The organism is Streptomyces sp. NPDC020845 (genome assembly GCF_044334165.1).
Classification (GTDB): domain Bacteria; phylum Actinomycetota; class Actinomycetes; order Streptomycetales; family Streptomycetaceae; genus Streptomyces.
Map to the genome: position 1 here is coordinate 876251 of NZ_JBIRSJ010000001.1, position 24105 is coordinate 900355.

A 24105-nucleotide genomic window follows, 5' to 3' on the forward strand; every position below is an offset into this window, starting at 1 on the left:
CGACCCGCACACCGATGGAAGCGAGGAGAGGCCCGGCGCCGCGCGGCCGGCCGCGGCCATGGCAGGGTTGACCGGGCGCGGCCGGCAGGCCGCGGACCGGCCCGGCACCGCGCACCACGGAAGGCACCCGATGACACCGAACCCGGCGGAGGCCGCCCCCGGAGCCCGGCCGCGCCGGCCCCGCCATGTGCTCATCCTGGGCGGCACCACCGAGGCGCGCCGACTGGCCGCTGAAGTCGCCGACGCCCCCGGGCTGCGCGTCACCAGCTCGCTGGCCGGGCGTGTCGCCGAGCCGCGGCTGCCGGCCGGGCAGGTGCGGATCGGCGGGTTCGGGGGCCCCGAGGGCCTGGCTCGCTGGCTGCGCGAGCAGCAGGTGGACGCGCTCATCGACGCCACCCATCCTTTCGCCGGCACGATCAGTTTCAACGCGGCCCGCGCGGCCGCCACGGCCCATGTTCCCCTGCTCGCCCTGCGCCGCCCCGGCTGGGTGCCCGGCCCGGGGGACCGGTGGCACTGGGCAGGGTCGCTGGACGAGGCGGCCGGGCTGCTGCCCGCCCTGGGGCAGCGGATCTTCCTCACCACCGGGAGGATGGGCCTGGCCGCCTTCGCCCAACTCACCGAGCAGTGGTTCCTCGTCCGCTCCGTCGACGCGCCTGAGCCACCGGCTCCGCCGCACATGGAAGTGCTGCTGGACCGCGGCCCGTTCAGCGTGGCGGGGGAGGCGGAACTGCTGCGCCGCCACCGCATCGACGTGGTGGTCACCAAGGACAGCGGCGCCGGTGCCACCGCCGCCAAGCTCACCGCGGCGCGCGAGGCCGGGCTGCCGGTCGTCGTCGTCCGGCGCCCTGCGGCCCCGGACGGCGTGCCGGTCGTGCCCGACCCGGCGGCCGCCCTGGCCTGGCTGGGCACCACCCTCGGCTGACCTGCTCACCTGCTGACCGTCCGCGCCGTGGGTCAGCGCTCCGGGTAGCGGCGTGGCGTCCAGACGATCTCGGTGCCGTCGCCGCGCCGGGCCGTGCGGGTTTGGGACGAGCCGACGAGCAGGATGGTGCGCATATCGACCTGGGCCGGGTCGAGGTCGGCCAGCCTGACGATCCGTATCCGCTCCTCGGGGCCGCCCACGTCCCGGCCGAGCACGACGGGCGTGTCGGGCGCGCGGTGTTCGAGCAGCAGTTCACGTGCCTTGCCGACCTGCCAGATGCGGCTGCGCGAGCCGGGGTTGTACAGGGCGAGCACCAGGTCGGCCGCGGCCGCGGCGCGGAGGCGTTCGGCGATGACCTCCCAGGGCTTGAGCCGGTCGGACAGGGAGACAACTGCGTAGTCGTGGCCGAGCGGGGCGCCCGCGCGGGCGGCGGCCGCGTGGGCCGCCGTCATGCCGGGCACCACCCGGACCGGCACCTCGCGGTACGGGTCCTCGGCCGCCGCCTCCAGCACGGCCGTGGCCATGGCGAAGACGCCCGGGTCGCCCGAGGAGACGACGGCGACCCGCCGTCCGCGCCGGGCCAGGTCGAGCGCGAACTCGGCGCGTTCGGCCTCCACCTTGTTGTCCGAAGCGTGCCGGCGCTGCCCCGGGCGCTTCGGCACCCGGTTCAGATAGGTGGTGTAGCCGACCAGATCCTCGGCGGCGGCCAACTCGCCCCGCGCCTCGGGGGTCAGCCACAGCGGGCCCGCCGGGCCGAGGCCCACCACCACGACCTCGCCACGGCGCGCCGGGGTTTGCGTGTCGATCCGGCTCGGCAGCACCGCCACCGAGAAGTAGGGCACCGACTCGGGGTCCACCTCGGCCAGTGGCGCGACGCGCTCCGCGCCCATCGTGGCCCGCTCCACGTACTGGGCCTCCGCCAGCCGACCCGAGCGCTCCAGCGCCCGCCGCACCGCCGGGAAGGTGCGGCCGAGCTTCATCACGGCGGCCGCGTCGGTCGTGGCCAGGCGGGCCGTCAGCTCCTCCTCCGGGAGTGTGCCGGGCAGGACGGTCAGCACCTCCTCGCCCTCGACCAGCGGCGCTCCGATCCTGGCGGCGGCCGCGCTCACGGAGGTGACACCCGGGACGACCTCGGTGGGGTAGCGGTCGGCCAGGCGCTTGTGCATATGCATGTATGAGCCGTAGAAGAGCGGATCGCCCTCGGCGAGCACCGCGACCGTGCGCCCCGCGTCCAGATGGGCGGCCAGCCGGGCCGCCGCGTCCGCGTAGAACTCCTCCATCGCGCCGCGGTAGCCGCCGGGGTGGTCGGTGGTCTCGGTGGTGACCGGATAGACCAGTCGCTCCTCGATGTGGTCGGGCCGCAGATGACGCTCGGCGATGGAGCGCGCGATGCTCCGGCCGTGCCGGGCGCTGTGGTACGCGACGACATCGGCCTCGGCGATGACCTCCACGGCGCGTACGGTCATCAGCGAGGGGTCGCCGGGGCCAAGACCCACGCCGTAGAGCCGGCCCGTCTGCTGCTCGCTCACTCTTCCTCGCTCGCAATCGCGTTGACCGCGGCCGCGGCGATGGCGCTGCCGCCACGCCGGCCGCGCACCACCAGGTGGTCGAGCGCGGCCGGATGCCCGGCCAGCGCCTCCTTGGACTCGGCGGCGCCGATGAAGCCGACCGGTACGCCGATGACGGCCGCCGGGCGTGGCGCGCCGGATTCGACCATCTCCATCAGACGGAACAGCGCGGTGGGCGCGTTGCCGATGGCCACCACCGCGCCCTCCAGCCGGTCCCGCCACAGCTCCAGCGCGGCGGCGCTGCGTGTGGTGCCCATCCGGCGGGCCAGTTCGGGTACGGCGGGGTCGGACAGGGTGCACACCACGTCGTTGTCCGCGGGCAGCCGCTTGCGGGTCACACCGCTGGCCACCATGTGCGCGTCGCAGAGTACGGGCGCGCCGGCGCGCAGGGCGGCGCGGGCGCGGGCGACCACCTGGGGGGAGTACGCGAGGTCCTGGACGAGGTCGACCATGCCGCAGGCGTGGATCATCCGTACCGCGACCTGGCTGACGTCGGCGGGCAGACCCCGCAGATCGGCCTCGGCGCGGATGGTGGCAAAGGAGGCGCGGTATATGGCCGCGCCGTCCTTCTCGTAGTCGAACACTGTGCCCTCGATCATGTCGTTCCACGGGCCGCCGCCACGGCGCCGGCCACTTGCTCTGCTGTCACGTCCACGCCCCGCGCGGACCCTGTGGCATCTCGTACGGCGACCTGGTAGCCCTCGCCCGTCGCCAGCACGTCGACCCACCGGACCGGCCCGCCGGGGTGGCCGCAGCGCCGCTCGCAGCCGGAGAAATACACGGGCAGTCGGCTTCGCGGCGGGCCCGGTCGGCCGTCGCCGGACGCCTCGCCCGCCACCGCGCGCGCCGCCTCGGCACGCACATCGGCCAGGGACTTGGCGCAGCCGGGCCGTCCCGTGCACGCGCCGACCCCGAACCAGGGGGAGCGCGGCGCGGTCACCAGCCCGGCGTCGGCGAGTTCCCGCAGCGCGGCCTCGGCACCGCCCGGGGAGAAGCCGGGCAGCACCACGCCGCGCCAGGGTGTCACACGCAACTCGCCCGAGCCGCTCCGGGCGGCGAGCTCGGCGAGCAGCCGCCACCGCGCGGCGGTGAGCCGCCCCAGCGGGACGGCGACCGACACCGCGCACCGCCCGTCCGGCCCGGCGACGAGCCCGACGAGTGGTGTGCTCGGCGCGGTGGTTGGGGAGTGAGGGCTGAGGGGTATGGCCTGGATTCCTGCATCGGCGAGTCGCCCGGCCAATTGGTCGGCCGTCACGGCGTGTCGCGCCGGCAGCTCGCTCACACGCCACGCGCGTGTGCCACTCGCGCGCACGGCGTCGAGAAACGCCACCGCGGCCAGCGCCGCCGCGCGCGGCGCGTCCGCGGCGCGTACCCGGAGCTCGGCGCCCGGAGTGTCGGCACCCTCCGGCCGGCTGCCCCGGCGCGCCGGGACGGCTGCCGTGCCGGGGACGCCCGCCGCGCCGCGAGTGCCCGCCGTGCGGGGCGCGCTCGCCGTGCGGGGGGCGCTCGGCGGGCCAGGGGTGCCCGCCACGCCGGGTGTGCCTGGCGTGTCTGGGGTGCTTGCGGCGTCAGGAGCACCCCCTGCGCCCTGGGGGCTCGCACTGTCAGGCGCCCCCGCCGCACCAGGGGCGCCCGCGGCGCTGCGAGTGCCTGCCGTGCGGGGTGCGCCCGCCGCACCAGGCGCACCCATCGTGCCAGGCGCACCCACCGTGCCAGTCGTCCCCGGCAGGGCAGGTGCGCCCGCCGCGCCACGGGTGTCCGCCACGCACGCCCCGGCGGGCTCCGGGCGCGTGTCCGATCGCGCGCCCGGACGGGCCGGTTCGTGCCCCCCGGCGGAGCCGAGCCGCAGCACCGCCTCGCCGTCCGGCGCTGCGATCAATGTCACATCCGCGCCCAGCGCCGCCACATCGCCGCGCCCGTCGTCGAGCGCGAACAGGAACCGGCCCGACAGCCCCGCCAGTTCGGCCAATCCGGAACCCGCGGGCGCGTTGTCGCACAGCAGGGCGTCCAGCTCTCTCGCCCACGCCGAGACATCCGCGTGCCCCGCCCCGTCCAGCCCGGACAGCGGGGACGCCACGATGTTGCGCACCCGGTCGTGGCGGTCCGACGGGAGCAGCCCTGCCGTCCGCAGCCGGGCCGCGAGTCCGGCTCCGCACCCCGCGTCGAGGCCGCGCAGCTGCAGATTGCCCCGGGAGGTGAGATCCAGCCGGCCGTCGCCCAACTCCTCGGCCGCGAGCGCCAGCACGAGCGCCTGACGCACCGTCAGGAGCCCGGCGGGCAGCCGCACCCGGGCCAGTGCGCCGTCGTCCGCCGAGTGCAGGCGCAGCGCGCCGGGGCAGGCGTCGTCGCGACCGCGCGCGGGGGTTTCGTCCCCTGGTGGGGCGGTTGTCGGGGGGAGGGGCATGGCGGCGAGCATACCGACGATTGCGTTCGGCTCACCGCCCCGCGGCAGGTCAGAAGCGCTCGGACCGTCCAACAGCAGGGCCCGCGGCGTCGCGTGCCGATGGCTCTCTCCCCCAGCTACCGCTGGCAGGCGCCCCCAGCCGCACCGCGCTCGTCGCACGCAGGGGGTACCTCCCAGCGGTAGCTGGGGGAGCCGCCGCGCTCTCCTCACGCGGCACACCCGGACTCGGCCCTCGACCCTCCCCGCAGGCCCTGCGGGCCTGGGAGGTACCCCTCCTTCCCCCGCGTTCCCTACTGCCGGACGGTTTTACTATGCTCACGGCGGGTCGGTCCCGGCCCGCCACAACAAAAGACGGCAAAAAGGGTAGGAAGCCGGTGGAAATCCGGCGCGGTCCCGCCACTGTGAGCGCGGCAGCCGGTATTGCGACGGCCGCGCGAGCCAGGAACTCCCGCCGTCTTCAACCCGCCCGGGGCGCGGACCCCGAGGAAGGCCTGCCGTCGCATGATCCTGCTGCTGTCGACGTCCGACACCGACCTGCTCAGTGCCCGCGCGGCACAGACTCCGGTGCCCTATCGGCTCGCCAACCCGGCCCGGCTCCCCCTGGACGAGCTGCCCGCGCTCCTCGACGGCGTCGAACTCGTCGTCGTACGGCTGCTCGGCGGGGTGCGCGCCTGGCAGGAAGGGCTCGACGCGCTGCTCGCCGGGGACCGCCCGGTCGTGGTCCTGACCGGCGAACAGGCCCCGGACGCCCAGCTCATGGAGGCGTCCACGGTCCCGGTCGGGATCGCCGCCGAGGCCCACGCCTATCTCGCGCACGGCGGGCCCGGCAACCTCGGCCAGCTGGCCCGCTTCCTGTCCGACACCGTCCTGCTGACAGGCCACGGCTTCGAGCCGCCCGCACCCGCGCCCTCGTGGGGCCCGCTGGAGCGCACCGCGCGCGAGGACGTCACCGGCCCGCGGATCGCCGTGCTCTACTACCGCGCCCACCACATGAGCGGCAACACCGCCTTCGTCGAGGCGCTGTGCCAGGCCGTCGAGGACACCGGGGGCCGCGCGCTGCCGCTGTACGTCGCCTCGCTGCGCGCACCCGAGCCCGAGTTGCTGGAAGCCCTCGCCGAGGCTGACGCGGTGGTGACCACCGTGCTCGCCGCGGGCGGTACCCGGCCCGCCGAGGCATCGGCCGGCGGCGATGACGAGGCGTGGGACGCGGGCGCGCTGGCCGGGCTGGACGTCCCGGTGCTCCAGGCGCTGTGCCTGACCGGCCCGCGCGCCGCGTGGGAGGCGAATGACGAGGGTCTTTCGCCTCTGGACGCGGCGACCCAGGTCGCCGTCCCGGAGTTCGACGGACGGCTGATCACGGTGCCGTTCTCCTTCAAGGAGACCGACGAGGACGGCCTGCCCGTCTATGTCGCCGACCCCGAGCGCGCCGCGCGTGTCGCGGGAATCGCCGTACGACACGCCCGGCTGCGCCACATACCGGCGGCCGACAAGCGCCTCGCGCTCGTGCTGTCCGCCTACCCCACCAAGCACTCCCGCATCGGCAACGCCGTCGGCCTGGACACGCCCGCCAGCGCCGTCGCCCTGCTGCGCCGGCTGCGCGCGGACGGCTTCGACCTCGGCCCGGTGGAGGGACCCGAGGCGTTGCCCGGTCTCGCCTCCGGCGACGGTGACGAGCTGATCCGGGCCCTCATCGAGGCGGGCGGCCACGACCAGGACTGGCTCACCGAGGAGCAGCTGGCCCGCAATCCGGTCCGGATCCCCGCCGCCGACTACCGCCGCTGGTACGCCCGGCTGCCGCAGGAGCTGCGCGAGGCGGTGGAGGGGCACTGGGGGCCACCGCCGGGCGAGATGTTCGTCGACACCAGCCGCGACCCCGAGGGCGAGATCGTGCTGGCCGCGCTGCGCCGGGGCAATCTGCTGGTCGTCATCCAGCCACCGCGCGGCTTCGGCGAGAACCCGATCGCCATCTACCACGACCCCGATCTGCCGCCCTCCCATCACTATCTGGCCGCCTACCGCTGGATCGCGACCCCCCAGGCCGACGGCGGCTTCGGCGCCGACGCCATGGTGCACCTGGGCAAGCACGGCAATCTGGAGTGGCTGCCCGGCAAGAACGCGGGCCTGTCCGCGGCCTGTGGCCCCGACGCCGCGCTGGGCGATCTGCCGCTGATCTACCCGTTCCTGGTCAACGACCCGGGGGAGGGCACACAGGCCAAGCGCCGCGCCCACGCCACCCTCGTCGACCACCTCGTGCCGCCCATGGCCCGCGCCGACTCCTACGGCGACATCGCGCGCCTGGAGCAGCTGCTGGACGAGTACGCCGCCATCTCGGCGATGGACCCGGCCAAACTCCCCGCCATCCGCGCCCAGATCTGGACCCTCATCCAGGCCGCCAGGCTCGACCACGACCTCGGCCTGGAGGACCGGCCGGACGACGACGGCTTCGACGACTTCCTGCTGCACGTGGACGGCTGGCTGTGCGAGGTCAAGGACGCCCAGATCCGTGACGGCCTGCATGTCCTCGGCACCGCCCCCTCCGGCCCCGAGCGGGTCAACCTCGTCCTGGCCATTCTGCGCGCCCGGCAGATCTGGGGCGGGACCACGGCGCTCCCCGGGCTGCGCGAGGCACTCGGCCTCGACGAGTCGGCCGCCACCCGCACCGGCGCGGACGAGGCGGAGGACCGCGCCCGCGCCCTCGTCCAGGCGATGGAGGGCGCCGACTGGGCCCCGGAGGCCGTCGAGAAGGCGTGCCTGGGGCTGCCCGAGGAGCAGCACGACGCGGTGACCGCGATCCTCGACTTCGCCGCCCGCGAGGTCGTGCCGCGGCTGGCCGCCACCACTGACGAGATCGATCACGCCGTGCACGCCCTGGGCGGCGGCTTCGTGCCCGCGGGCCCCTCCGGTTCACCGCTGCGCGGCCTGGTCAACGTCCTGCCGACCGGCCGTAACTTCTACTCCGTCGACCCCAAGGCCGTGCCCAGCCGGCTGGCCTGGGAGACCGGCCAGGCGCTCGCCGACTCGCTGCTGGAGCGCTACCGCCGCGACAACGACGGTGCCTGGCCGCGCTCCGTCGGCCTGTCGCTGTGGGGCACCAGCGCGATGCGCACCTCGGGCGACGACGTGGCCGAAGCGCTCGCACTGCTCGGCGTCCGCCCGGTGTGGGACGACGCCTCGCGGCGCGTCACGGGACTGGAACCCGTCCCCTTCGACCAGTTGGGTCGCCCCAGGGTCGATGTCACCCTGCGCATCAGCGGCTTCTTCCGCGATGCTTTCCCGCATGTCGTGGCGCTGCTCGACGACGCCGTACGCCTCGCCGCCTCCCTCGACGAGCCCGAGGGCGACAACTACATCCGCGCCCACGCCCAGGCCGACCTCGCCGAGCACGGCGACGAACGCCGCGCCACCACCCGTATCTTCGGCTCCCGCCCCGGCACCTACGGCGCGGGTCTGCTCCAGCTCATCGACAGCCGCGACTGGCGCACCGACGCCGACCTGGCCGAGGTCTACACGGTCTGGGGCGGCTACGCGTACGGCCGCGGCCTGGAAGGCCGGCCGGCCCGCGCGGAGATGGAGAGCGCCTACCGCCGGATCGCGGTCGCGGCCAAGAACACCGACACCCGCGAACACGACATCGCCGACTCGGACGACTACTTCCAGTACCACGGAGGCATGGTCGCCACCGTGCGCGCCCTCAAGGGCACCGCCCCGGCCGCGTACATCGGCGACTCCACCCGCCCCGAGACGGTCCGCACCCGCACCCTGCACGAGGAGACCTCCCGGGTCTTCCGCGCGCGCGTGGTCAACCCGCGCTGGATCGAGGCGATGCGCCGCCACGGCTACAAGGGCGCCTTCGAACTCGCCGCGACCGTCGACTACCTCTTCGGCTACGACGCCACCACGGGCGTGGTAGCAGACTGGATGTACGACAAGCTGGCCCAGAGCTATCTCCTCGACCCCGAGAACCGCTCCTTCCTCCAAGAGGCCAACCCCTGGGCGCTGCACGGCATGGCCGAGCGGCTGCTGGAGGCGGAGAGCCGCGGCCTGTGGGAGCACCCGGACCCCGAGGTCCTGGCGGCGGTGCGGGAGCTGTACCTGGAGACCGAAGGAGGCCTGGAGGGCGCGGCGGGCGGGGAGGACGAGGCCGAATGACCGACTCGGGGAGTGGGGCAGCGCCGCTGGAGTCGGTGGGCTGGGTCTGCGTACGCGACGGGCAACTGCTGGCGGTGCGCACCCGCGGGCGCGACGCGTTCTATCTGCCCGGAGGCAAGCTCGAACCGGGGGAGGACGGGCCGCAGGCTCTGGCCCGGGAACTCGCGGAGGAACTCGGCCTGACCGCCGCGCCCGCGGCCCTGGCCGCAGGTGAGCCCTTCGTCATCGAGGACGAGGCACACGGCCAGGGCGGCCGACGGCTGCGGATGACCTGCTATACGGGCGCGGCGCAGGGCGAGCCGGCCCCGGGCCGGGAAATCGCCGAGCTGGCCTGGCTCACGGCGGACGGGGCCGGCCGCTGCGCCCCCGCGCTGCGCCAGGTGCTGCACCGGCTGGTCGCCGAGGGCCGCGTCCGCCGCGCGTGACGCGGCCCGCCCCGACCGGGCCCGTCCGGCGCCGGATATCACCCGGCGCCGGATATCAGGAGTGCTTGAGGGGCGCCGGGGAAGCCGCGGGCCGGGAGGCCGAGCGGACGCGCTCGGGCCAGGGCGGACAGTTCACCAGCTCGGCCCACTCCCGGTCGTAGCGCCCCGGCACGGCCCGGCCCGCGGAGGCCCAGCGCTCGACCAGGGCGGCGTAGATGGGCACACAGGTGCTCTGATGGAGCGTTTCGCCGCCCGCGGTGCTCCGGTCCAGCGCTCTGCTCGGCTGCGAGAGAGAACGGCGTCGCATCGTCGTCGTCATGTCAGGCCAACGCGCCGCGCCCGGCGCGGTCACCGGCTCCCCGCGGAGCTCACCCGGACCGGGGCGGTCTCGCACATATCACCGACCGTGCCCGACAATGAAAAGCGTTGCCGAATTCAGAAAGGCATACCGCGTCGCCGCCGGTATCGCCGCCCGTGCCACGTGATTGCGGCACTTGATAACCGTGTCCATTGCAGCCTTTGGATTATTTTCCGATGTGCTGTTCAATTGCGCTGTTCCGATGGTTGATTCGAGGAGGCGCGGGTGGGCACCCATACGCACGGACACGGGGAGGGCCACGCCGGGCACAGCCATGGGGTGGCGGAGAACGCCGACCGTCGCTGGCTGCTGGCCGCGCTCTCGCTGATCAGCGGCTTCATCGTGATCGAGGGCGTCATCGGGGTGGTCGCGCGCTCGCTGGCGCTGATCTCCGACGCCGCCCATATGCTCACCGACGCCGCGTCCATCGTTCTCGCGCTGTTCGCGATCCGGCTCGCGGCCCGCCCCTCACGCGGCGGCTACACCTACGGTCTCAAACGCGCCGAAATTCTCTCGGCCCAGGCCAATGGGCTCTCGCTGCTGCTCCTCGCGGTGTGGCTGGGCTATGAGTCGGTGGAGCGTCTGATCGACCCGCCCGATGTGAACGGCGCTCTGGTCCTGGCCACCGGACTCGCCGGAGTGGCCGTCAATATCGCGGCGGCCTGGTGCATGTCCAAGGCCAATCGCAGCTCGCTCAACGTCGAAGGCGCCTATCAGCACATCCTCAACGACCTCTTCGCCTTCATCGGCACCGCCATCTCCGGTGTCGTCGTTCTGACCACCGGTTTCGCGCGTGCGGACGCGATCGCCTCGCTCGTCGTGGTCGCGCTCATGGTCAAGGCCGGCGTGGGGCTCGTCCGGGCCTCCGGCCGGGTGCTGCTGGAGGCCGCGCCGAGCGGGGTCGAGCCCGACGAGATCGGCGACCGGCTGGTGTCCCACGCGGCCGTGGCCGAAGTGCACGATCTGCATGTCTGGCAGATCACCTCGGGGGAGGTCTCGCTCTCCGCCCATGTGCTGGTCGCGGCCCCGGACGGCGACTGCCACGCCGTTCGCGAGGATCTGGAGCGGATGCTGGGCGAACACTACGGAATCACCCACACCACCCTCCAGGTCGACCACCTCGGCGACCGTCGGCCGCCGAACGACGCAGACGGCCCGGCGATCGAGGGCGACGCGCGCGACGAGCACTGCCTCGCCGCCCATGGGCCGGTGCACCGCTCGGCGCCGCACGGCCATTGACACATTCGCGGTGCGGGTAATCCGCCACCCCGGTTCGGAAAGATATGCGCCGAACTGATCCGCGATTTCTGGGCGCGTACGGGCTCATCAATTGAATCGCGTATCAACAGGCACAGGTGCGAATGAGCCGAAATAGGCCCCGAATCCAGTGATCATGTGGGTCGGAGGTATCCTCGGCTACGAACTGAATACGGGGGAACGGGCAGGGCCTTGTCGCCAATGAACCGGGGGGTTCGCGAATGAGGTTTCAGGTTCTGGGAAGTTTCGAAGTCCTGGACGACTCCCGCGTCCGTACGCCGAGCGCCCCCAAGCTCCGCCGGACCCTGGCCCTGCTGATACTGCGGCACAACGAGGTCGTGCCCACCAAGGCCCTCATCGACGAACTGTGGGGAAGCAGTCCCCCGGACAAGGCCATTCGCGCCGTACACACCTATGTCTATGAACTCCGCCGCAACCTGGCCCGTCCGGGCTGCGGCGGAGAGCTGTTACTCCAGACCCGGCCGGGCGGCTATGCAGCCCGCGTGCCGGAAAGCGCGATCGACCTCAATTCCTTTCGGGTCCTGGTCGAAGAAGGCAGGGAGGTGCTTGCCGCCGGGGACCCGGGACATGCCAGGGGAGTACTGAACCGAGCCCTGGGGATGTGGCAGGGCAGCGCCCTGGCCAATGTGGACTGCGGGGAACTGCTCGAAGCGCATGCCACCGCGCTGGAGGAGCGCCGGCTGCGCGCCCTGGAGATGCGAGTCGAAGCCGATTTCCAGCTCGGCCGGCACCATGAGCTGAACGGTGAGCTCAAGGCGCTGGCCGCGGCCAGGCCCCTGCACGAAGGCATCCACGCCAAGCTGATGCTCGCGCTCTACCGTTCCGGGCGGCGCGGCGAGGCGCTGAAGGTCTTCCACGATCTGCGCCGCCATCTGGTCGACGAGCTGGGCCTGGAGCCGGGCGCCGAACTCCAGCGGCTGCAGCGCTCCATGCTCGCCGGGGACCCGTCGCTCGACCCGCCGACCGCCCCGCCCCCGCCGCCCCGCCGCGTACAGCCCCCGGCCCCGCCCGCCCAACTTCCCCGGGACACCGTCGACTTCACCGGGCGGCAGGCCGTGCTCGACGAGATCGCCGGCCTGCTCGCGGCCCACGGCGACACCACGGGCCTGCCCGTGGTGTCGCTGGTCGGTATGCCGGGTGTCGGCAAGACGGCCACCGCCATCCACCTCGCCCATGCGGTCCGCGCCCGCTACCCCGACGGGCAGCTGTACGTACCTCTGGGCGGATCGCAGCCCACCCCGGCGACCGCGGCGGAGGCGATGGAGCACATCCTGCGGGGGATCGGCGTGGCGCCGCGCGACATCCCCACCACACTGGGCGGGCGGACGGCGTTGTTCCGCACCTGGAGCTCCGACCGCCGGGTGCTGCTGGTGCTGGACGACGCCGACTCGCCGCGGCAGGTCGAACCGCTGCTCCCGGGCGGCACCGGCTGCGCCGTGCTGATCACCGCCCGCTCCCTGCTGTACGGGCTGCGCGGGGCGCGGACCGTGGCGCTCGGCTGCCTGTCCACCGCGGAGGGCGGGCAGCTGCTCACCCGGCTGATCGGACGGGAGCGGACGGACGCCGAGCCCGAGGCCGTCGCCGACGTGGTGCGGCTGGCGGACGGGCTGCCCCTGGCCATCACCTTCCTCGGCGAGCGGCTGATGGCCTTGCGGCCGGTCGGTATCTCCTGCGTACTGGCGAAGATACGATCCGCCAAGGGGCGGCACCGGCTCTCCGAACTGTCGGCGCTGGGGCTCGACCTGTACGACCGGCTGGACAGCTGCTTCCGCAAGCTCGACGAAAACACCCAGGAAGCCTTTCTGCGGCTGGCCCTGATACCGCAGCGGCTGTTCACCGCCGGGCAGGGCGCCCGGGCGCTGGGCACGGACACCACCACGGCCGATGTGGTGCTGATGCGGCTGGTCGACGCCTCACTGGTGGAGGTCTCGGAGGAGCGGGCGGCGGGCGGGCGGCACTACCGCTTCCGGGAACCGGTCCGCGAATACGCGCTGGAGAAGGTGGCGGTGGCGCGTACGGCGCCGTCGGTGCGCCACTTCATGGGCTTCTGAGCCGCGGGCACCCCCCTGGCTATCGGTCTCGCCGGTCCGGGCGGTCGAGGGCGACCGGGGGCAGGAATTCGCGGATGAGTGTGCGGTGCCACCACGCGCCGGTCGCCCGCAACTCATCCCAGGTCGTGAAGCGGTACAGAAACAGCCGGGCGCGGATGTGGGTGGGCGGCGCGCCGGGGAAGGGGCACACCCGTAGCAGCTTCAGTGTGGCACGGTCGCCCTCCAGCAGCTTGGTGACCAGCGGGCCGAACCAGGACCGGGCGTAGGCCGGTGAGATCCCGGCGAACCACATCATCCAGTCGAGCCGCAGATGGTACGGGGCGAACTGGCGCGGCATCCGGCGCACATCGCCCGGCTTGCCCCGGAACTCGTACTCCTTCCACACCGCGTCCGGCGTGGGCACCGGCTCGTCGGTGCCCTGGATCACCACCTCGAACCGGGCGCGGTTGACGCTGCCGAAGGCGCCGTAGGTGTTGACCAGGTGCAGCGGGTTGAACGAGTAGTTCATCAGCTGACTGCCCGACACCAGGTTCCGGGCCGGCCAGTAGCTGAGCACCACCACCAGCACGGTGGCGGCCAGCACCAGGGCCTCGTACCACACCGGGGGGCCGGCGAGCGGCGGCGGCTCGGGGAGCCCCAGCGCCTGGGCCGCGCGCCGCCCGTCGACCGCGGCGAGGGCCAGCAGGATGGTCACCCAGTTCAGCCACGAGAAGTTGCCGGACGCGACCAGCCACAGCTGGGTGACCACGATCACGCCCCCGGCCACGCTCGCCACCGGCTGCGGCGCGAACAGCGCGAAGGGCACGGCCAACTGGGCGACGTGGTTGGCCGCGACCTCGACCCGGTGCAGGGGCCCCGGCAGCCGGTGGAAGAACCAGCTCAGCGGGCCCGGCATCGGCTGTGTCTCGTGGTGGTAGTACAGACAGGTCAGCTGCCGCCAGCAGCGGTCCCCCCGGATCTTGATCAGCCCGGCGCCGAACTCGACCCGGAACAGCAGCCAGCGCAGCAGCCACAGCACCAGGACCGGCGGCGCGGTGCGGGCGTTGCCGAGGAAGACGGCGAGAAAGCCGGTCTCCAGGAGCAGTGACTCCCAGCCGAACCCGTACCACACCTGTCCGACGTTGACGATCGACAGATACAGCAGCCACAGCACCAGCCACATCAGCATCGCGACCCACAGCGGCACCCGGTCCGCGGCCCCCGCCACCACCGCGGCGGCGAGCGCGGCCCCCAGCCAGGCGCAGCCGGTGAAGAAGCGGTCCGAGAAGTGGAGGTGGAACAGGCTGGGGGAGCGCCGGAACGGCATGTGCGCGGTGAACCGCGGCACCGGCGTCAGGCCGCGCTCGCCGATCAGGGCCCGCCCCTGGTTCGCCGCGACCATAAAGGCGATCACATACAGGGCCGCCAGCCCCTGTTGGAAGACCAGCCGGGTCAGCCAGTAGTCGGATGAGGTGAACCAGTCCATGCGGAACCGCTCCCTGGGCCTGTTTCCCGGCTCGGTTCGCCCTCGCCGCCGGGCACCCGGCTATCCGTACCACCTACCGCCGGACGCGCGCTGTCCGGCGGGCCCCGGGGCGGGCCGAGTTCATCCGGTCGGCGCGGTGCGCCCGCCGGTCCTCGCTTAACCGGTTCAGGGCCGTCGTGGCGGGGCGGTGCTGCCGCGCGGGGTGAGGGCCGGGGTGGGCGCCTGGTGGGCGCTGGGCGCCGCCTGGCCGAGCACATCGAACAGGCGGCGGGCGACCTCGGCACCGAAGCCGAAGACGTCATGGCTCATCGCCGACAGCGTGGGGTGGGTGAGCTGGCACAGCTGGGAGTCGTCCCAGGCCAGCAGCGAGACGTCGGCGGGCACCGAAAGCCCCATCTCGGCGGTCACCGACAGGCCGGCCACCGCCATGATGTCGTTGTCGTAGATGACGGCCGTCGGCCGGTCCGCCGAGGCCAGCAGCGCCCGCGTGGCGCGCGCCCCTTCCTCCCCCGAGAAGTCGGTGGCGACCGTGCGCCCGTCGGCCAGGCCCAGCTCCCGTACGGCCGCTTCGAAGGCAGCGGTACGGATCACGCTGTGCCCCAGCGTGGCGGGGCCGCTCACCCGGGCGATCCGCCGGTGGCCCAGCGCCGCCAGATAGCGAACCGCCTCGGTGACGGCCGTGCCGTCGTCGGTCCATACGCAGGTGAATCCGCCGGCCAGAGAGGGGTGCCCGGCGGCCACGGCGGGCACCCCGAGCCGGTGCAGCTCGGGGACGCGCGGATCCCCGTCGTGGAGGTCGACGAGAATCGACCCGCCGACCTGCCGCCCCCGCCACCACGCCTCCTGGACCTCGATCTCCTCGCGCACATCCCGCACCAGCCGCAGCAGCAGCGAGCAGGACCGCTCGACGAGCACGCTCTCGATGCCCGAGACGAACTCCATGAACCACGGCTCGAGCCCCAGCATCCGGGCCGGCCGGGCGATGGCCAGGCCCACGGCGTCCACCCGTGCGTTGGACAGCGACCGGGCGGACAGATGCGGCGCCCACCCCAGCTCCCGGGCGGCCTCGAAGATTCGAGCCCGGGTGGCCTGGGAGACGCCCGGGCGGTCGTTGAAGGCCAGCGACACCGCGCCCTTGGAGACCCCGGCCCGCGCGGCGACGTCCTTGATGGTGACGCGCCGCGCCGGCCCTGCCGTGACCTCGCTGTCCATGCACCGACTCCCGCTGCTCGGCTGCCGCTCGCGACGAACGCCACACCCTACCGCGTCGGTAAACCGGTCAAGGTCGATTTTCCGGTGCCCTGGCCGCGAACGGCCACCGGCCGCGCCGCTCGCGGCTCCTCACCCACTCCGCCGGTACGCCGACGAAGCGGATGCCGACGAAGCGGAAGCCGATGGAGCGGAGAAGGGCCCGCGGCCGAGTACCTGGCCGAGCGCGCCCATCGGCGGTTTGAGCAGATCGCCGGCGCGGGGCAGCGACGAGCCCGGCGCCACCAGGCCCCGCAGCCCGGCCGGAAGGGGCAGCCGGTGCCAGGGCACATACCGGCCCACCAGGCCGAAGGCCGCGCGTAGCGGGGCCTGCAGGACGGCGACAGGGCGCGGTGTGACGGGGGTCGGCGGTCCGGCGGGGGCGAGCAGTCCGGTGGGGGTCAGCCGCAGCCCCAGCCGCTGGGCGCCGCTCGCCTCGTATGCGGCCTTGCGGGCGCGGTTGAGGTTGCCCAGCGGGCGGAACTCCTCCGTGGTGTGCCAGGGGTCGAAGGCCAGCCGCTCCACCCGGCGCGCCGCCGAGCGGGCCGCGGCCGCGTCCAGGTCCTGTCGCGGCACGGTCAGCAGGGCCACCGGGATGACGGGCGCGTCGCTCTCCCGCCACTCCACCGAGCCGTCCTCCACCGGGGTGCGGCGCTCGTCCAGATACCGCTGCACACACAGCTCGAAGCTGATGTCGCCGGTGAACAGGCGCTGTGTCAGCTCCCGGTGGAGATAGTCGGGATCGCCCCGGTCGGGCGGCGGGGCCGGGGTGCCGCCGGGAGCGGGGCGCAGCTGGTAGCGGACCGGCCCCGCGTCGCCCCACAGGATCGCCCCGCTGCTCCAGAAGGTCTCGCGGGCCAGCGAGCCGACGGCGTGCCGGGCGGCGGTGTGCACATTGCGGCGCATCCGGGCAGCGGTGGACCAGCCGACGGCCAGCGGCAGCTTCACCAGCAGCCCGAAGGCCTGCTCGGCGGCGCTGCCCGCGCCCGCCATGGCCTTGGCGAAGGCGACGTATTCGCGCGCGTCGGCGGCGTGCGACACCGGGAAACCGGTGGCCAGCAGGTCGTGTGTCCCCTCGGCCCCGGCCCGCACCCGTACGGCCATCCGCCGCAGACCGGGCGCGGCGTGCGGCCGCTCGGCGCCGCGCGCGTCGGACAGCCGCACCGCGGCCGAATACTCGGCGCCCGGCTGCGCGTAGCCGACCCGCAGCACCTCCGGCAGGTCGTCGTGGAAGCGCAGCCGGGCGTTGTCCACGCCGAGTGCCGGCCTGGCCTGGAAGGTACGCAGCAGACGCGCGGGGCTGCCGCCGGGCCGGTACGCCCCCCGCACGCCCACCAGCTCGTGCGCCAGCTTGTCCAGGACCCGCCGCTCCGCCTCCAGGCTGCCGCCCTCGTACCGTTCGTAACAGAGAAATGACGCAGCGTGACGCAGCGTGGGCCGCTCGTGCTGTGCGGTGTCGACCATGGGGGAAGCCTCCGTGCGGAACGGGGAGAGACGCGGTACTGCGGGGCGGCGCGGGCGTGCCGAGCCGGTGCGCGGCGCAGGTCCGGCTCTTGGGTCAGCGTAGGGGCGGGGCATCGGACCCGCAGCTCAGCGCCGCTGGAGGGGTGACCAGCCGGGTCCCGGCCGCTGGGGCACACTGGTCATATGCCGGAATTGCCCGAGGTGGAGGCCCTGGCGCAGATCCTGGCCGAGCGCGCCGTCGGCCGGGAGGTCGCCCGTGTCCACCCCGCCGCGGTCAGCGTCCTCAAGACGTACGATCCGCCGCTGACCGATCTCGAAGGGCGCACCGTCACCGCGGTGCGCCGCCACGGCAAGTTCCTCGACCTGGCCACCGACGGCCCGCATCTGGTCCTCCACCTCGCCAGGGCGGGCTGGCTGCGCTGGCGGGACGGCCTCCCGGAGGACCCGCCCCGCCCTGGCAAGGGCCCGCTGGCGCTGCGGCTGCGCCTGGCCGGCCCGGAGGGCGCCGGCTTCGACCTCACCGAGGCGGGCACCCGCAAGGCGCTGTCCGTCTACTGTGTGCGCGACCCCCAGGAGGTGCCGGGCATCGCCCGGCTGGGGCCGGACCCGCTCGCGGAGTCCTTCACCATCGAGGAGTTCGCCGAGTTGCTGCGCGGAGTGCGCCACCGGATCAAGGGCGTGCTGCGCGACCAGAGCGTCATCGCCGGGATCGGCAACGCCTATTCGGACGAGATCCTGCACGCTGCCCGGATGTCGCCCTACCGGCTGGCAGGCGACCTGACGGAGGAGGAGATCGCCCGGCTGTACGAGGCGATGGGCACCACGCTGCGCGACGCCGTCGGGCGCTCTCTGGGGCTGGCGGCGCGCGACTTGAAGGCGGAGAAGCGCAGCGGTATGCGGGTGCACGGCCGCACCGGCCAGCCCTGTCCGGTGTGCGGCGACATGGTCCGCGAGGTGTCCTTCGCGGACTCCTCCCTGCAGTACTGCCCGACCTGCCAGACCGGTGGGAAGCCGCTCGCCGACCGGCGGCTGTCCCGGCTGCTGAAGTAGCGCCGGCCGGGGCCCTTCAGGCGCGCGTCGTACGCTCGCCGGGGCCGCCTCAGGCACGCGTCGCACTCTCGTAGTCGCCCAGGAAACGGAACTGCCCCTTCTCGACCCGGTTGAGGAACAGCGCGGTGCCCGGCGTCAGGGAGCCGTTTCCCCGCTCGAAGGCGTACGTCTTGGTGATCCCCCGGTACCGGACCGCGCGCAGCCTGCGCGCCATGGACTCCCGGTCGACGCCCTGTGGACCCAACTCGCGCAGCGCCTGGGCGATGAGCCCGACGACGTCGTACGCCTCGGCGGCGTAGCGCCCGGGCGCGGACCCGTACCGCTTCCGGTAGGCGGCAGCGAAGGACCGCGCCGCGGGCAGGGCCGTCGTGTCGCTGAAGGCCGAGCTGAGCAGCCAGCCGTTCGCGGCCTCGCCATGCACACGCCCCGTCCAGCACCGCCCAGGCGCGCGGGTCGTTCTCGAAAGGGTGCTGCCGTACGAAGTCGGCCCCGAGTCCTGCGGCCCGGCGATCACCTGGCGGGCAAGCCGCAGCGCCCGCGCGGAGGTGTCGGGCACCCGGTCGGGGCGCACCGTGAAGTCGGGGCCGGACGGGGTCGGGCTCGCCCGCGGCGCGTCGTTCACCGACGCGGCGCCCCCAAGTCCGAAGGCGTACCCGGGCGCTTGGGGCCCGTCCCGCCGGACCCCGACGAACAGCCGGCCAGAAGCAGGCCGACCGACAAGGCGGCCACACTGCCCCGAAGCACCCCGTGACATCGCACAGTTGCACCCTCCCCCCACACACGACCGTCAATGACACCTTAAAATGCCGCCGTTCCACACCAGACCCGGCGTCATATCCGCCGGGGACTGGACGGCATTGGCCGACCCTGATAGCGCTGTGCCGAGAAGTACCCGCACCACCCACTGTCCCCCCACTCCACTCCACTCCACGGAGCACCATGACCAATGCCCTGATCATCGGTGGCGGAATCGCCGGAACCGTGACCGCGATCGCCCTGCGCAAGGCCGGAATCAACGCGGCCGTGTACGAGGCATATCCCCCAGACGGCACGGCAGGCACAGACGGCACAGCCGACGCAGCCGCCACCGAAGCGGGTGCGTTTCTGCTCATCTCCGCCAACGGCATGGAGGCGTTGCGCACCATCGGCGCACACCAGCCGGTGCTGGACAACTCCTTCCCGGCAGGCCGCGCCGACTTCATCAGCAACACCGGCAAACGGCTCGGCGGGCGACCCATGGCCGGCTCCGAGGAGGGCGCGCTGAGCGCCCGTACGATCAAACGTGCCACCCTGGCACGGGTGTTGCGCGAGGAGGCGGCGCGCCGCGGTGTGCGCGTCGAGCACGGCAAGCGCCTCCTGGCGGCCCAGACCGGCCCCGACGGACGCGTGGTGGCCTCCTTCGCGGACGGCGGGCGGGCCCAGGGGGACCTGCTCATCGGCGCCGACGGAATCCACTCCCTCATCCGCAGGACCATCGAAGCCGCGGCGCCCCGGCCACGCTTCACCGGCCAGCACACGGTGTGCGGCTACACTCGCGACGCCGCGTCGCCCCCGGACCCCGACAGCTACGCCATGATCTACGGCAAGCGCGCGTTCTTCGGCTGCACCACGGCCCCCGACGGCGAGGTCTGGTGGTTCGCCAACACCCCGGGCGCCGAGCTGTCCAAGGACGAGCTCGCGGCGATCACCCCGGAGCAGTGGCGGGAGCAACTGGCCGGTCTGTTCGCGGACGACAACACCCCGGCGGCCGAGATCATCCGCGCGAGCGGCGAGTCCATCGTCGCCACCAACGCCTACGACATCGCCTCGACGCCCACCTGGTCCGACGAGGCGATGGTCCTGGTGGGGGACGCGGTGCATGCCTGTGCGCCGAACGCCGCCCAGGGTGCGTCCCTGGCCATCGAGGACGGCGTGGTGCTCGCCAAGTGCCTGCGCGACCTGCGCACGCCCCGGTCGGCGTTCGCCGCGTACGAGCGGCTGCGCCGCGAGCGGGTGGAGCGGGTGGTCGCGACGAGCGCGGGCCTGGTCCGCCGCACCGTGCCCGGGCCGGTGGGCCGGGCCCTGCGGGACGCGATACTCCCGCGGAAACTCGAGCGGGCGGACGCCGACGGCGGCGCGGACTGGCTGACCGGTTACCGCATCGACTGGGACGAGCGCGTCACCGGGGAGGTGGCACGGGCCCGTCGATAACGAGCCGCGGACGCGGCACGCCGGCTCGGCCTCAGGCCCCCTGGGGTCCGGTCGGCCGGGGGCACCTCCCAGCGGTAGCTGAGGGCGAGCCGAAGGGGCGCGGTCGCTGTCGAAAGGGAGAGCGCGCGGAGGCCCTGAGGTACGAAGGGCCGAGCACGGTCGACCGTCGACAGGGGCTTCAGCGCCCCTCGGGGGCACCTCCCAGCGGTAGCTGGGGGAGAACCGAGCCAAAAAAGGGGCGCGTTTGGCCTGGGCGACCGGGGGGCACTCGAAGCGTTCCGTGAGATCCGCACGCCCGGGAGCCCCGCGTGAACCGAGTCCGCATCGTGATCGTCGGCGCCGGATTCGCCGGCTACCAGGCGGCCCGTACGCTCTCCCGCACCTTGCGGGACGAGGCGGAGATCGTCCTGGTCAACCCCAACGACTACTTTCTGTATCTGCCGCTGCTGCCGCAAGTGGCGGCCGCCCTCCTGGAACCCCGCCGGGTCTCGATCTCCCTCACTCAGACCCTGCCGGGGGTCCGCCTGGTGCTCGGCGAGATCGAGTCGGTCGATCTCGACGCCCGCCGGATCAACTGGACGGACCCCGAGGGCCGGCGTGGCCGGATGGACTACGACCGGCTCGTGCTGTCCGTCGGCAGCGTCAACAAGTTGCTGCCGATCCCCGGCGTGGCCGAGCATGCGCACGGCTTCCGGGGCATGCCCGAGGCGCTGTATCTGCGCGACCACATGATCCGCCAGATGGAGCTGGCCGGGGCGGCCGACGACCCCGCGGAGCAGGCCGCCCGCCGCACCTTCGTGGTGGTCGGCGCGGGGTACACCGGCACCGAGGTGGCCGCACACGGCGTGCTGCTCACCGACGCCCTCGCTCGCCATAACGGCGCGCTGCGCGGCGCCCCGCCGCCGCGCTGGCTGCTGATCGACATCGCGGACCGGGTGCTGCCCGAGCTCGACCGGAGGCTGTCCGACACCGCGGACCGGGTGCTGACCAAGCGTGGCGTGGACATCCGTACGGGCACCTCGGTCAAAGAGGCCACCAAGGATGGCGTGTTGCTCGACACCGGTGAGTTCATCGCGACCCGGTCGCTGATCTGGTGTGTGGGCGTCCGTCCGGACCCGCTCGTGGACGACCTCGGTCTGCCGACGGAGCGGGGGCGGCTGTGCGTCGACCCGTATCTCGCCGTGCCGGGTCACCCCGAGGTGCTGGCCTGCGGGGACGCGGCGGCGGTGCCCGATTTGACCCGGCCGGGCCAGTTCACGCCGATGACCGCGCAGCATGCGCAGCGGCAGGGCAAGGTGGCGGGCCGCAATGTGGCGGCCACGCTGGGGTACGGCACGCGGCGCCCGTACAAACACCACGACCTCGGCTTCACCGTCGACCTCGGCGGGGTGCAGGGAGCCGCCAATCCGCTGCATGTGCCGCTGTCCGGACCGGTGGCCAACCTGGTCACCCGCGGCTACCACCTGATGGCGATGCCCGGCAACCGCGTCCGGGTCGCCACCGACTGGCTGATCGACATGGTGCTGCCGCCGCAGGGCGTACAGCTGGGCATGGTGCGCTCCTGGGCGGTCCCGCTGGACACCGAGGCGCCCGGGCGGGTCCGGATGCCCCATACGGCCCCGGACGGCCGCTGATGGGCCAGGGACCAGAGACCACGAAGGAGCGATATGCAAGACCATCTGCTCAGCGAGCTCGGGCAGCAGCTCCGAGTGGACTCGGTACGGGCCGCGGCGGCGGCCGGATCCGGCCATCCCACCTCGTCGATGTCGGCCGCGGACCTGATGGCCGTCCTGTTGGCGAACCATCTGCATTACGATTTCGAACAGCCCCGCCACCCCGGCAACGACCACCTGGTCTTCTCCAAGGGGCATGCGTCCCCGCTGCTGTACTCCCTGTTCAAGGCGGCCGGGGCGATCAGCGACGAGGAACTTCTCACCTTCCGCAAGCTCGGCAGCCGGGTGGAGGGACACCCCACACCGCGGCTGCCGTGGGTGGATGTGGCCACCGGTTCGCTGGGACAGGGGCTGCCCATCGGCGTCGGCCTGGCGCTCGCCCGCAAGCGCCTGGACAAGGTGAACAGCCGCGTCTGGGTGCTGTGCGGGGACAGCGAACTGGCCGAGGGTTCGGTGTGGGAGGCCGTCGAGCACGGCTGGTACGAGCACCTGGACAACCTCACCGCCATCATCGACGTGAACCGGCTGGGCCAGCGCGGGCCCACCCGCCACGAATGGGATCTGGGCGCGTATGCGCGCCGTCTGCACGCCTTCGGCTGGCACACCATCGAGATCGACGGCCATGACGTCGCCGCGATCGACCGCGCCTACGGCGACGCGGCCTCCACGGTCGGCCGGCCCACGGCGATCATCGCCCGTACCGTGAAGGGCCGGGGCGTGGCCGCCGTGGAGAACCGCGAGGGCCTGCACGGCAAGCCGCTGCCGGACCCCGAGGAAGCGGTCGCCGAACTCGGCGGCGTACGGGAGATGGCCGTACCGGTCCTCGGGCCGCCCGCGGTCGGCGTCGCGCAGCCGTTTCGCGAAGGTCCCCTGACGCTGCCGCGTTTCGACCCGGGCGAAGAGGTCGCGACACGGGACGCGTTCGGGCAGGCGCTGGCCGCGCTCGGCACGGCCCGCGGCGATGTGGTCGTGCTCGACGGCGAAGTGGGCGACTCCACGCGCACCGAGCTCTTCGCCAAGGAGCACCCCGAGCGGTTCTTCGAGTGCTACATCGCCGAACAGCAACTGGTGGCCGCCGCCGTCGGGATCCAGGCACGCGGCTGGACCCCGTACGCGTCCACCTTCGCGGCCTTTTTCACCCGCGCCTATGACTTCATACGGATGGCCTCCATCAGCCGGGCCGACCTCAACCTGGTCGGGTCGCACGCCGGGGTGGCCATCGGCGAGGACGGCCCCTCGCAGATGGGACTCGAGGACCTGGCGGCCTTCCGCGCGGTGCACGGCAGCACGGTGCTGTACCCGTGCGACGCCAACCAGACCGCCCGGCTCACCGCCGAGATGGCCGAGGAGTCGGGCATCCGCTATCTGCGCACCACGCGCGGCAAGACCCCGGTCATCTACCCGCCCTCCGAAAGCTTCCCGATCGGCGGCAGCAAGCTGGTGCGCGCCACGGACGACGACCACGTGACCATCGTCGCGGCCGGAGTGACCCTGCACGAGGCGATCGCCGCCGCCGACCGGCTCGCCCAGGAGGGCATTCACGCCCGCGTCATCGACCTGTACACGGTCAAGCCGGCGGACGCCCAAACCCTGAGGGCCGCCGCCGACCTGACGGGGGGCCTGGTCACCGTCGAGGACCACCACCCCGAGGGCGGGCTGGGTGACGCGGTGCTGGAGGCCTTCTGCGACGGCTACCCGATGCCCCCCACGGCCCGGCTCGCCGTGCGCGACATGCCGACCTCCGCCACCCCGGCGCAGCAACTGGCCGCGGCCGGGATCGACGCGGAGGCGATCGCCGCCGCCGCCCGCCAACTGGTCGGCGCGGCGAACTGACGTACAACCGCTGTGACTGTACGAGGA

Annotated in this window: 17 protein-coding genes and 1 riboswitch; of the genes, 9 read left to right on the forward strand and 8 right to left on the reverse strand. The window is 73.4% G+C overall.

The window, feature by feature from the left end; genetic code table 11:
• Positions 1–130: 130 nt before the first annotated feature.
• On the forward strand, positions 131–922 hold the full coding sequence (locus ACH4U7_RS03020) for a cobalt-precorrin-6A reductase (protein ID WP_398526260.1): 792 nt from the start codon (positions 131–133) through the stop codon (positions 920–922).
• A gap of 32 nt (positions 923–954) precedes the next feature.
• Here ACH4U7_RS03020 and ACH4U7_RS03025 read toward each other — a convergent pair whose 3' ends face one another.
• Genes ACH4U7_RS03025 through ACH4U7_RS03035 form a run of 3 tightly spaced genes read right to left on the reverse strand, consistent with a single transcriptional unit; the run spans position 955 to position 4894 of the window.
• Positions 955–2451 (reverse strand): precorrin-2 C(20)-methyltransferase, encoded by a 1497-nt coding sequence (locus ACH4U7_RS03025; RefSeq protein ID WP_398526261.1) that lies wholly within the window; start codon positions 2449–2451, stop codon positions 955–957.
• Positions 2448–3089 (reverse strand): precorrin-8X methylmutase, encoded by a 642-nt coding sequence (locus tag ACH4U7_RS03030; RefSeq protein WP_398526262.1) that lies wholly within the window; start codon positions 3087–3089, stop codon positions 2448–2450. Before ACH4U7_RS03030 ends, ACH4U7_RS03025 begins: the two co-directional genes overlap by 4 nt.
• Complete coding sequence (locus ACH4U7_RS03035) at positions 3086–4894, reverse strand: nitrite reductase (protein ID WP_398526263.1); 1809 nt, start codon at positions 4892–4894, stop codon at positions 3086–3088. The genes ACH4U7_RS03030 and ACH4U7_RS03035 overlap by 4 nt, the downstream gene beginning before the upstream one ends.
• A gap of 304 nt (positions 4895–5198) precedes the next feature.
• A riboswitch (cobalamin riboswitch) is annotated at positions 5199–5362 on the forward strand.
• Between the two features lie 33 nt (positions 5363–5395).
• On the opposite strand from ACH4U7_RS03035, the gene cobN reads away from it, so the two are divergent.
• Both cobN and ACH4U7_RS03045 read left to right on the forward strand, forming a co-directional pair.
• Positions 5396–9043: a cobaltochelatase subunit CobN gene (gene cobN, locus ACH4U7_RS03040; RefSeq protein WP_398526264.1), complete on the forward strand. Its 3648-nt coding sequence runs from the start codon at positions 5396–5398 to the stop codon at positions 9041–9043.
• Complete coding sequence (locus ACH4U7_RS03045) at positions 9040–9468, forward strand: NUDIX domain-containing protein (RefSeq protein WP_398526265.1); 429 nt, start codon at positions 9040–9042, stop codon at positions 9466–9468. Before cobN ends, ACH4U7_RS03045 begins: the two co-directional genes overlap by 4 nt.
• 55 nt (positions 9469–9523) lie before the next feature.
• Here the strand turns inward: ACH4U7_RS03045 and ACH4U7_RS03050 are convergent, their stop codons facing one another.
• Positions 9524–9775, reverse strand: coding sequence for a hypothetical protein (locus tag ACH4U7_RS03050; RefSeq protein ID WP_398526266.1), 252 nt, complete (start codon positions 9773–9775; stop codon positions 9524–9526).
• A 276-nt stretch (positions 9776–10051) separates the two neighbouring features.
• On the opposite strand from ACH4U7_RS03050, the gene ACH4U7_RS03055 reads away from it, so the two are divergent.
• The gene (locus tag ACH4U7_RS03055; protein WP_398526267.1) at positions 10052–11065 is read left to right on the forward strand and encodes a cation diffusion facilitator family transporter; all 1014 of its coding nucleotides are present in this window, start codon (positions 10052–10054) and stop codon (positions 11063–11065) included.
• Between the two features lie 239 nt (positions 11066–11304).
• A complete protein-coding gene (locus ACH4U7_RS03060) occupies positions 11305–13155 on the forward strand; it encodes a BTAD domain-containing putative transcriptional regulator (protein WP_398526268.1) in 1851 nt (616 codons plus the stop codon).
• A gap of 19 nt (positions 13156–13174) precedes the next feature.
• Here ACH4U7_RS03060 and ACH4U7_RS03065 read toward each other — a convergent pair whose 3' ends face one another.
• From ACH4U7_RS03065 to ACH4U7_RS03075, 3 genes are all read right to left on the reverse strand, one after another.
• Positions 13175–14620: a lipase maturation factor family protein gene (locus ACH4U7_RS03065; protein ID WP_398526269.1), complete on the reverse strand. Its 1446-nt coding sequence runs from the start codon at positions 14618–14620 to the stop codon at positions 13175–13177.
• Between the two features lie 165 nt (positions 14621–14785).
• The gene (locus ACH4U7_RS03070; RefSeq protein ID WP_398526270.1) at positions 14786–15832 is read right to left on the reverse strand and encodes a LacI family DNA-binding transcriptional regulator; all 1047 of its coding nucleotides are present in this window, start codon (positions 15830–15832) and stop codon (positions 14786–14788) included.
• A 129-nt stretch (positions 15833–15961) separates the two neighbouring features.
• The gene (locus tag ACH4U7_RS03075) at positions 15962–17332 is read right to left on the reverse strand and encodes a hypothetical protein (RefSeq protein ID WP_398526271.1); all 1371 of its coding nucleotides are present in this window, start codon (positions 17330–17332) and stop codon (positions 15962–15964) included.
• 183 nt (positions 17333–17515) lie between these two features.
• Between ACH4U7_RS03075 and ACH4U7_RS03080 the strand changes: the two genes are divergently transcribed.
• Complete coding sequence (locus ACH4U7_RS03080; protein WP_398526272.1) at positions 17516–18382, forward strand: Fpg/Nei family DNA glycosylase; 867 nt, start codon at positions 17516–17518, stop codon at positions 18380–18382.
• A gap of 49 nt (positions 18383–18431) precedes the next feature.
• Here ACH4U7_RS03080 and ACH4U7_RS03085 read toward each other — a convergent pair whose 3' ends face one another.
• Positions 18432–19004 (reverse strand): ABC transporter substrate-binding protein, encoded by a 573-nt coding sequence (locus tag ACH4U7_RS03085; protein WP_398526273.1) that lies wholly within the window; start codon positions 19002–19004, stop codon positions 18432–18434.
• A 317-nt stretch (positions 19005–19321) separates the two neighbouring features.
• Here ACH4U7_RS03085 and ACH4U7_RS03090 point away from each other — a divergent pair, with 317 nt between their 5' ends.
• The 3 genes from ACH4U7_RS03090 (at position 19322) to ACH4U7_RS03100 (ending at position 24078) form a co-directional block, all read left to right on the forward strand.
• Positions 19322–20572 carry an FAD-dependent monooxygenase gene (locus ACH4U7_RS03090; RefSeq protein ID WP_398526274.1) on the forward strand — a complete coding sequence of 417 codons (1251 nt, stop codon included), beginning with the start codon at positions 19322–19324 and terminating at the stop codon, positions 20570–20572.
• A 308-nt stretch (positions 20573–20880) separates the two neighbouring features.
• Positions 20881–22206: an NAD(P)/FAD-dependent oxidoreductase gene (locus tag ACH4U7_RS03095; protein WP_398526275.1), complete on the forward strand. Its 1326-nt coding sequence runs from the start codon at positions 20881–20883 to the stop codon at positions 22204–22206.
• Positions 22207–22239: 33 nt separating this feature from the next.
• Positions 22240–24078: a transketolase gene (locus tag ACH4U7_RS03100; protein ID WP_398526276.1), complete on the forward strand. Its 1839-nt coding sequence runs from the start codon at positions 22240–22242 to the stop codon at positions 24076–24078.
• Positions 24079–24105: the final 27 nt, after the last annotated feature.

Excerpts from the sequence above, each read along its gene's own strand:
- ACH4U7_RS03065 (WP_398526269.1), bottom strand. The coding sequence starts at position 14,620 with ATGGACTGGTTCACCTCATCCGACTACTGGCTGACCCGGCTGGTCTTC.
- ACH4U7_RS03075 (WP_398526271.1), bottom strand. The coding sequence starts at position 17,332 with ATGGTCGACACCGCACAGCACGAGCGGCCCACGCTGCGTCACGCTGCG.
- ACH4U7_RS03070 (WP_398526270.1), bottom strand. The coding sequence starts at position 15,832 with ATGGACAGCGAGGTCACGGCAGGGCCGGCGCGGCGCGTCACCATCAAG.
- ACH4U7_RS03090 (WP_398526274.1), top strand. The coding sequence starts at position 19,322 with ATGACCAATGCCCTGATCATCGGTGGCGGAATCGCCGGAACCGTGACC.
- ACH4U7_RS03020 (WP_398526260.1), top strand. The coding sequence starts at position 131 with ATGACACCGAACCCGGCGGAGGCCGCCCCCGGAGCCCGGCCGCGCCGG.
- ACH4U7_RS03030 (WP_398526262.1), bottom strand. The coding sequence starts at position 3,089 with ATGATCGAGGGCACAGTGTTCGACTACGAGAAGGACGGCGCGGCCATA.
- ACH4U7_RS03050 (WP_398526266.1), bottom strand. The coding sequence starts at position 9,775 with ATGCGACGCCGTTCTCTCTCGCAGCCGAGCAGAGCGCTGGACCGGAGC.
- ACH4U7_RS03060 (WP_398526268.1), top strand. The coding sequence starts at position 11,305 with ATGAGGTTTCAGGTTCTGGGAAGTTTCGAAGTCCTGGACGACTCCCGC.
- cobN (WP_398526264.1), top strand. The coding sequence starts at position 5,396 with ATGATCCTGCTGCTGTCGACGTCCGACACCGACCTGCTCAGTGCCCGC.
- ACH4U7_RS03080 (WP_398526272.1), top strand. The coding sequence starts at position 17,516 with ATGCCGGAATTGCCCGAGGTGGAGGCCCTGGCGCAGATCCTGGCCGAG.
- ACH4U7_RS03035 (WP_398526263.1), bottom strand. The coding sequence starts at position 4,894 with ATGCCCCTCCCCCCGACAACCGCCCCACCAGGGGACGAAACCCCCGCG.
- ACH4U7_RS03100 (WP_398526276.1), top strand. The coding sequence starts at position 22,240 with ATGCAAGACCATCTGCTCAGCGAGCTCGGGCAGCAGCTCCGAGTGGAC.
- ACH4U7_RS03045 (WP_398526265.1), top strand. The coding sequence starts at position 9,040 with ATGACCGACTCGGGGAGTGGGGCAGCGCCGCTGGAGTCGGTGGGCTGG.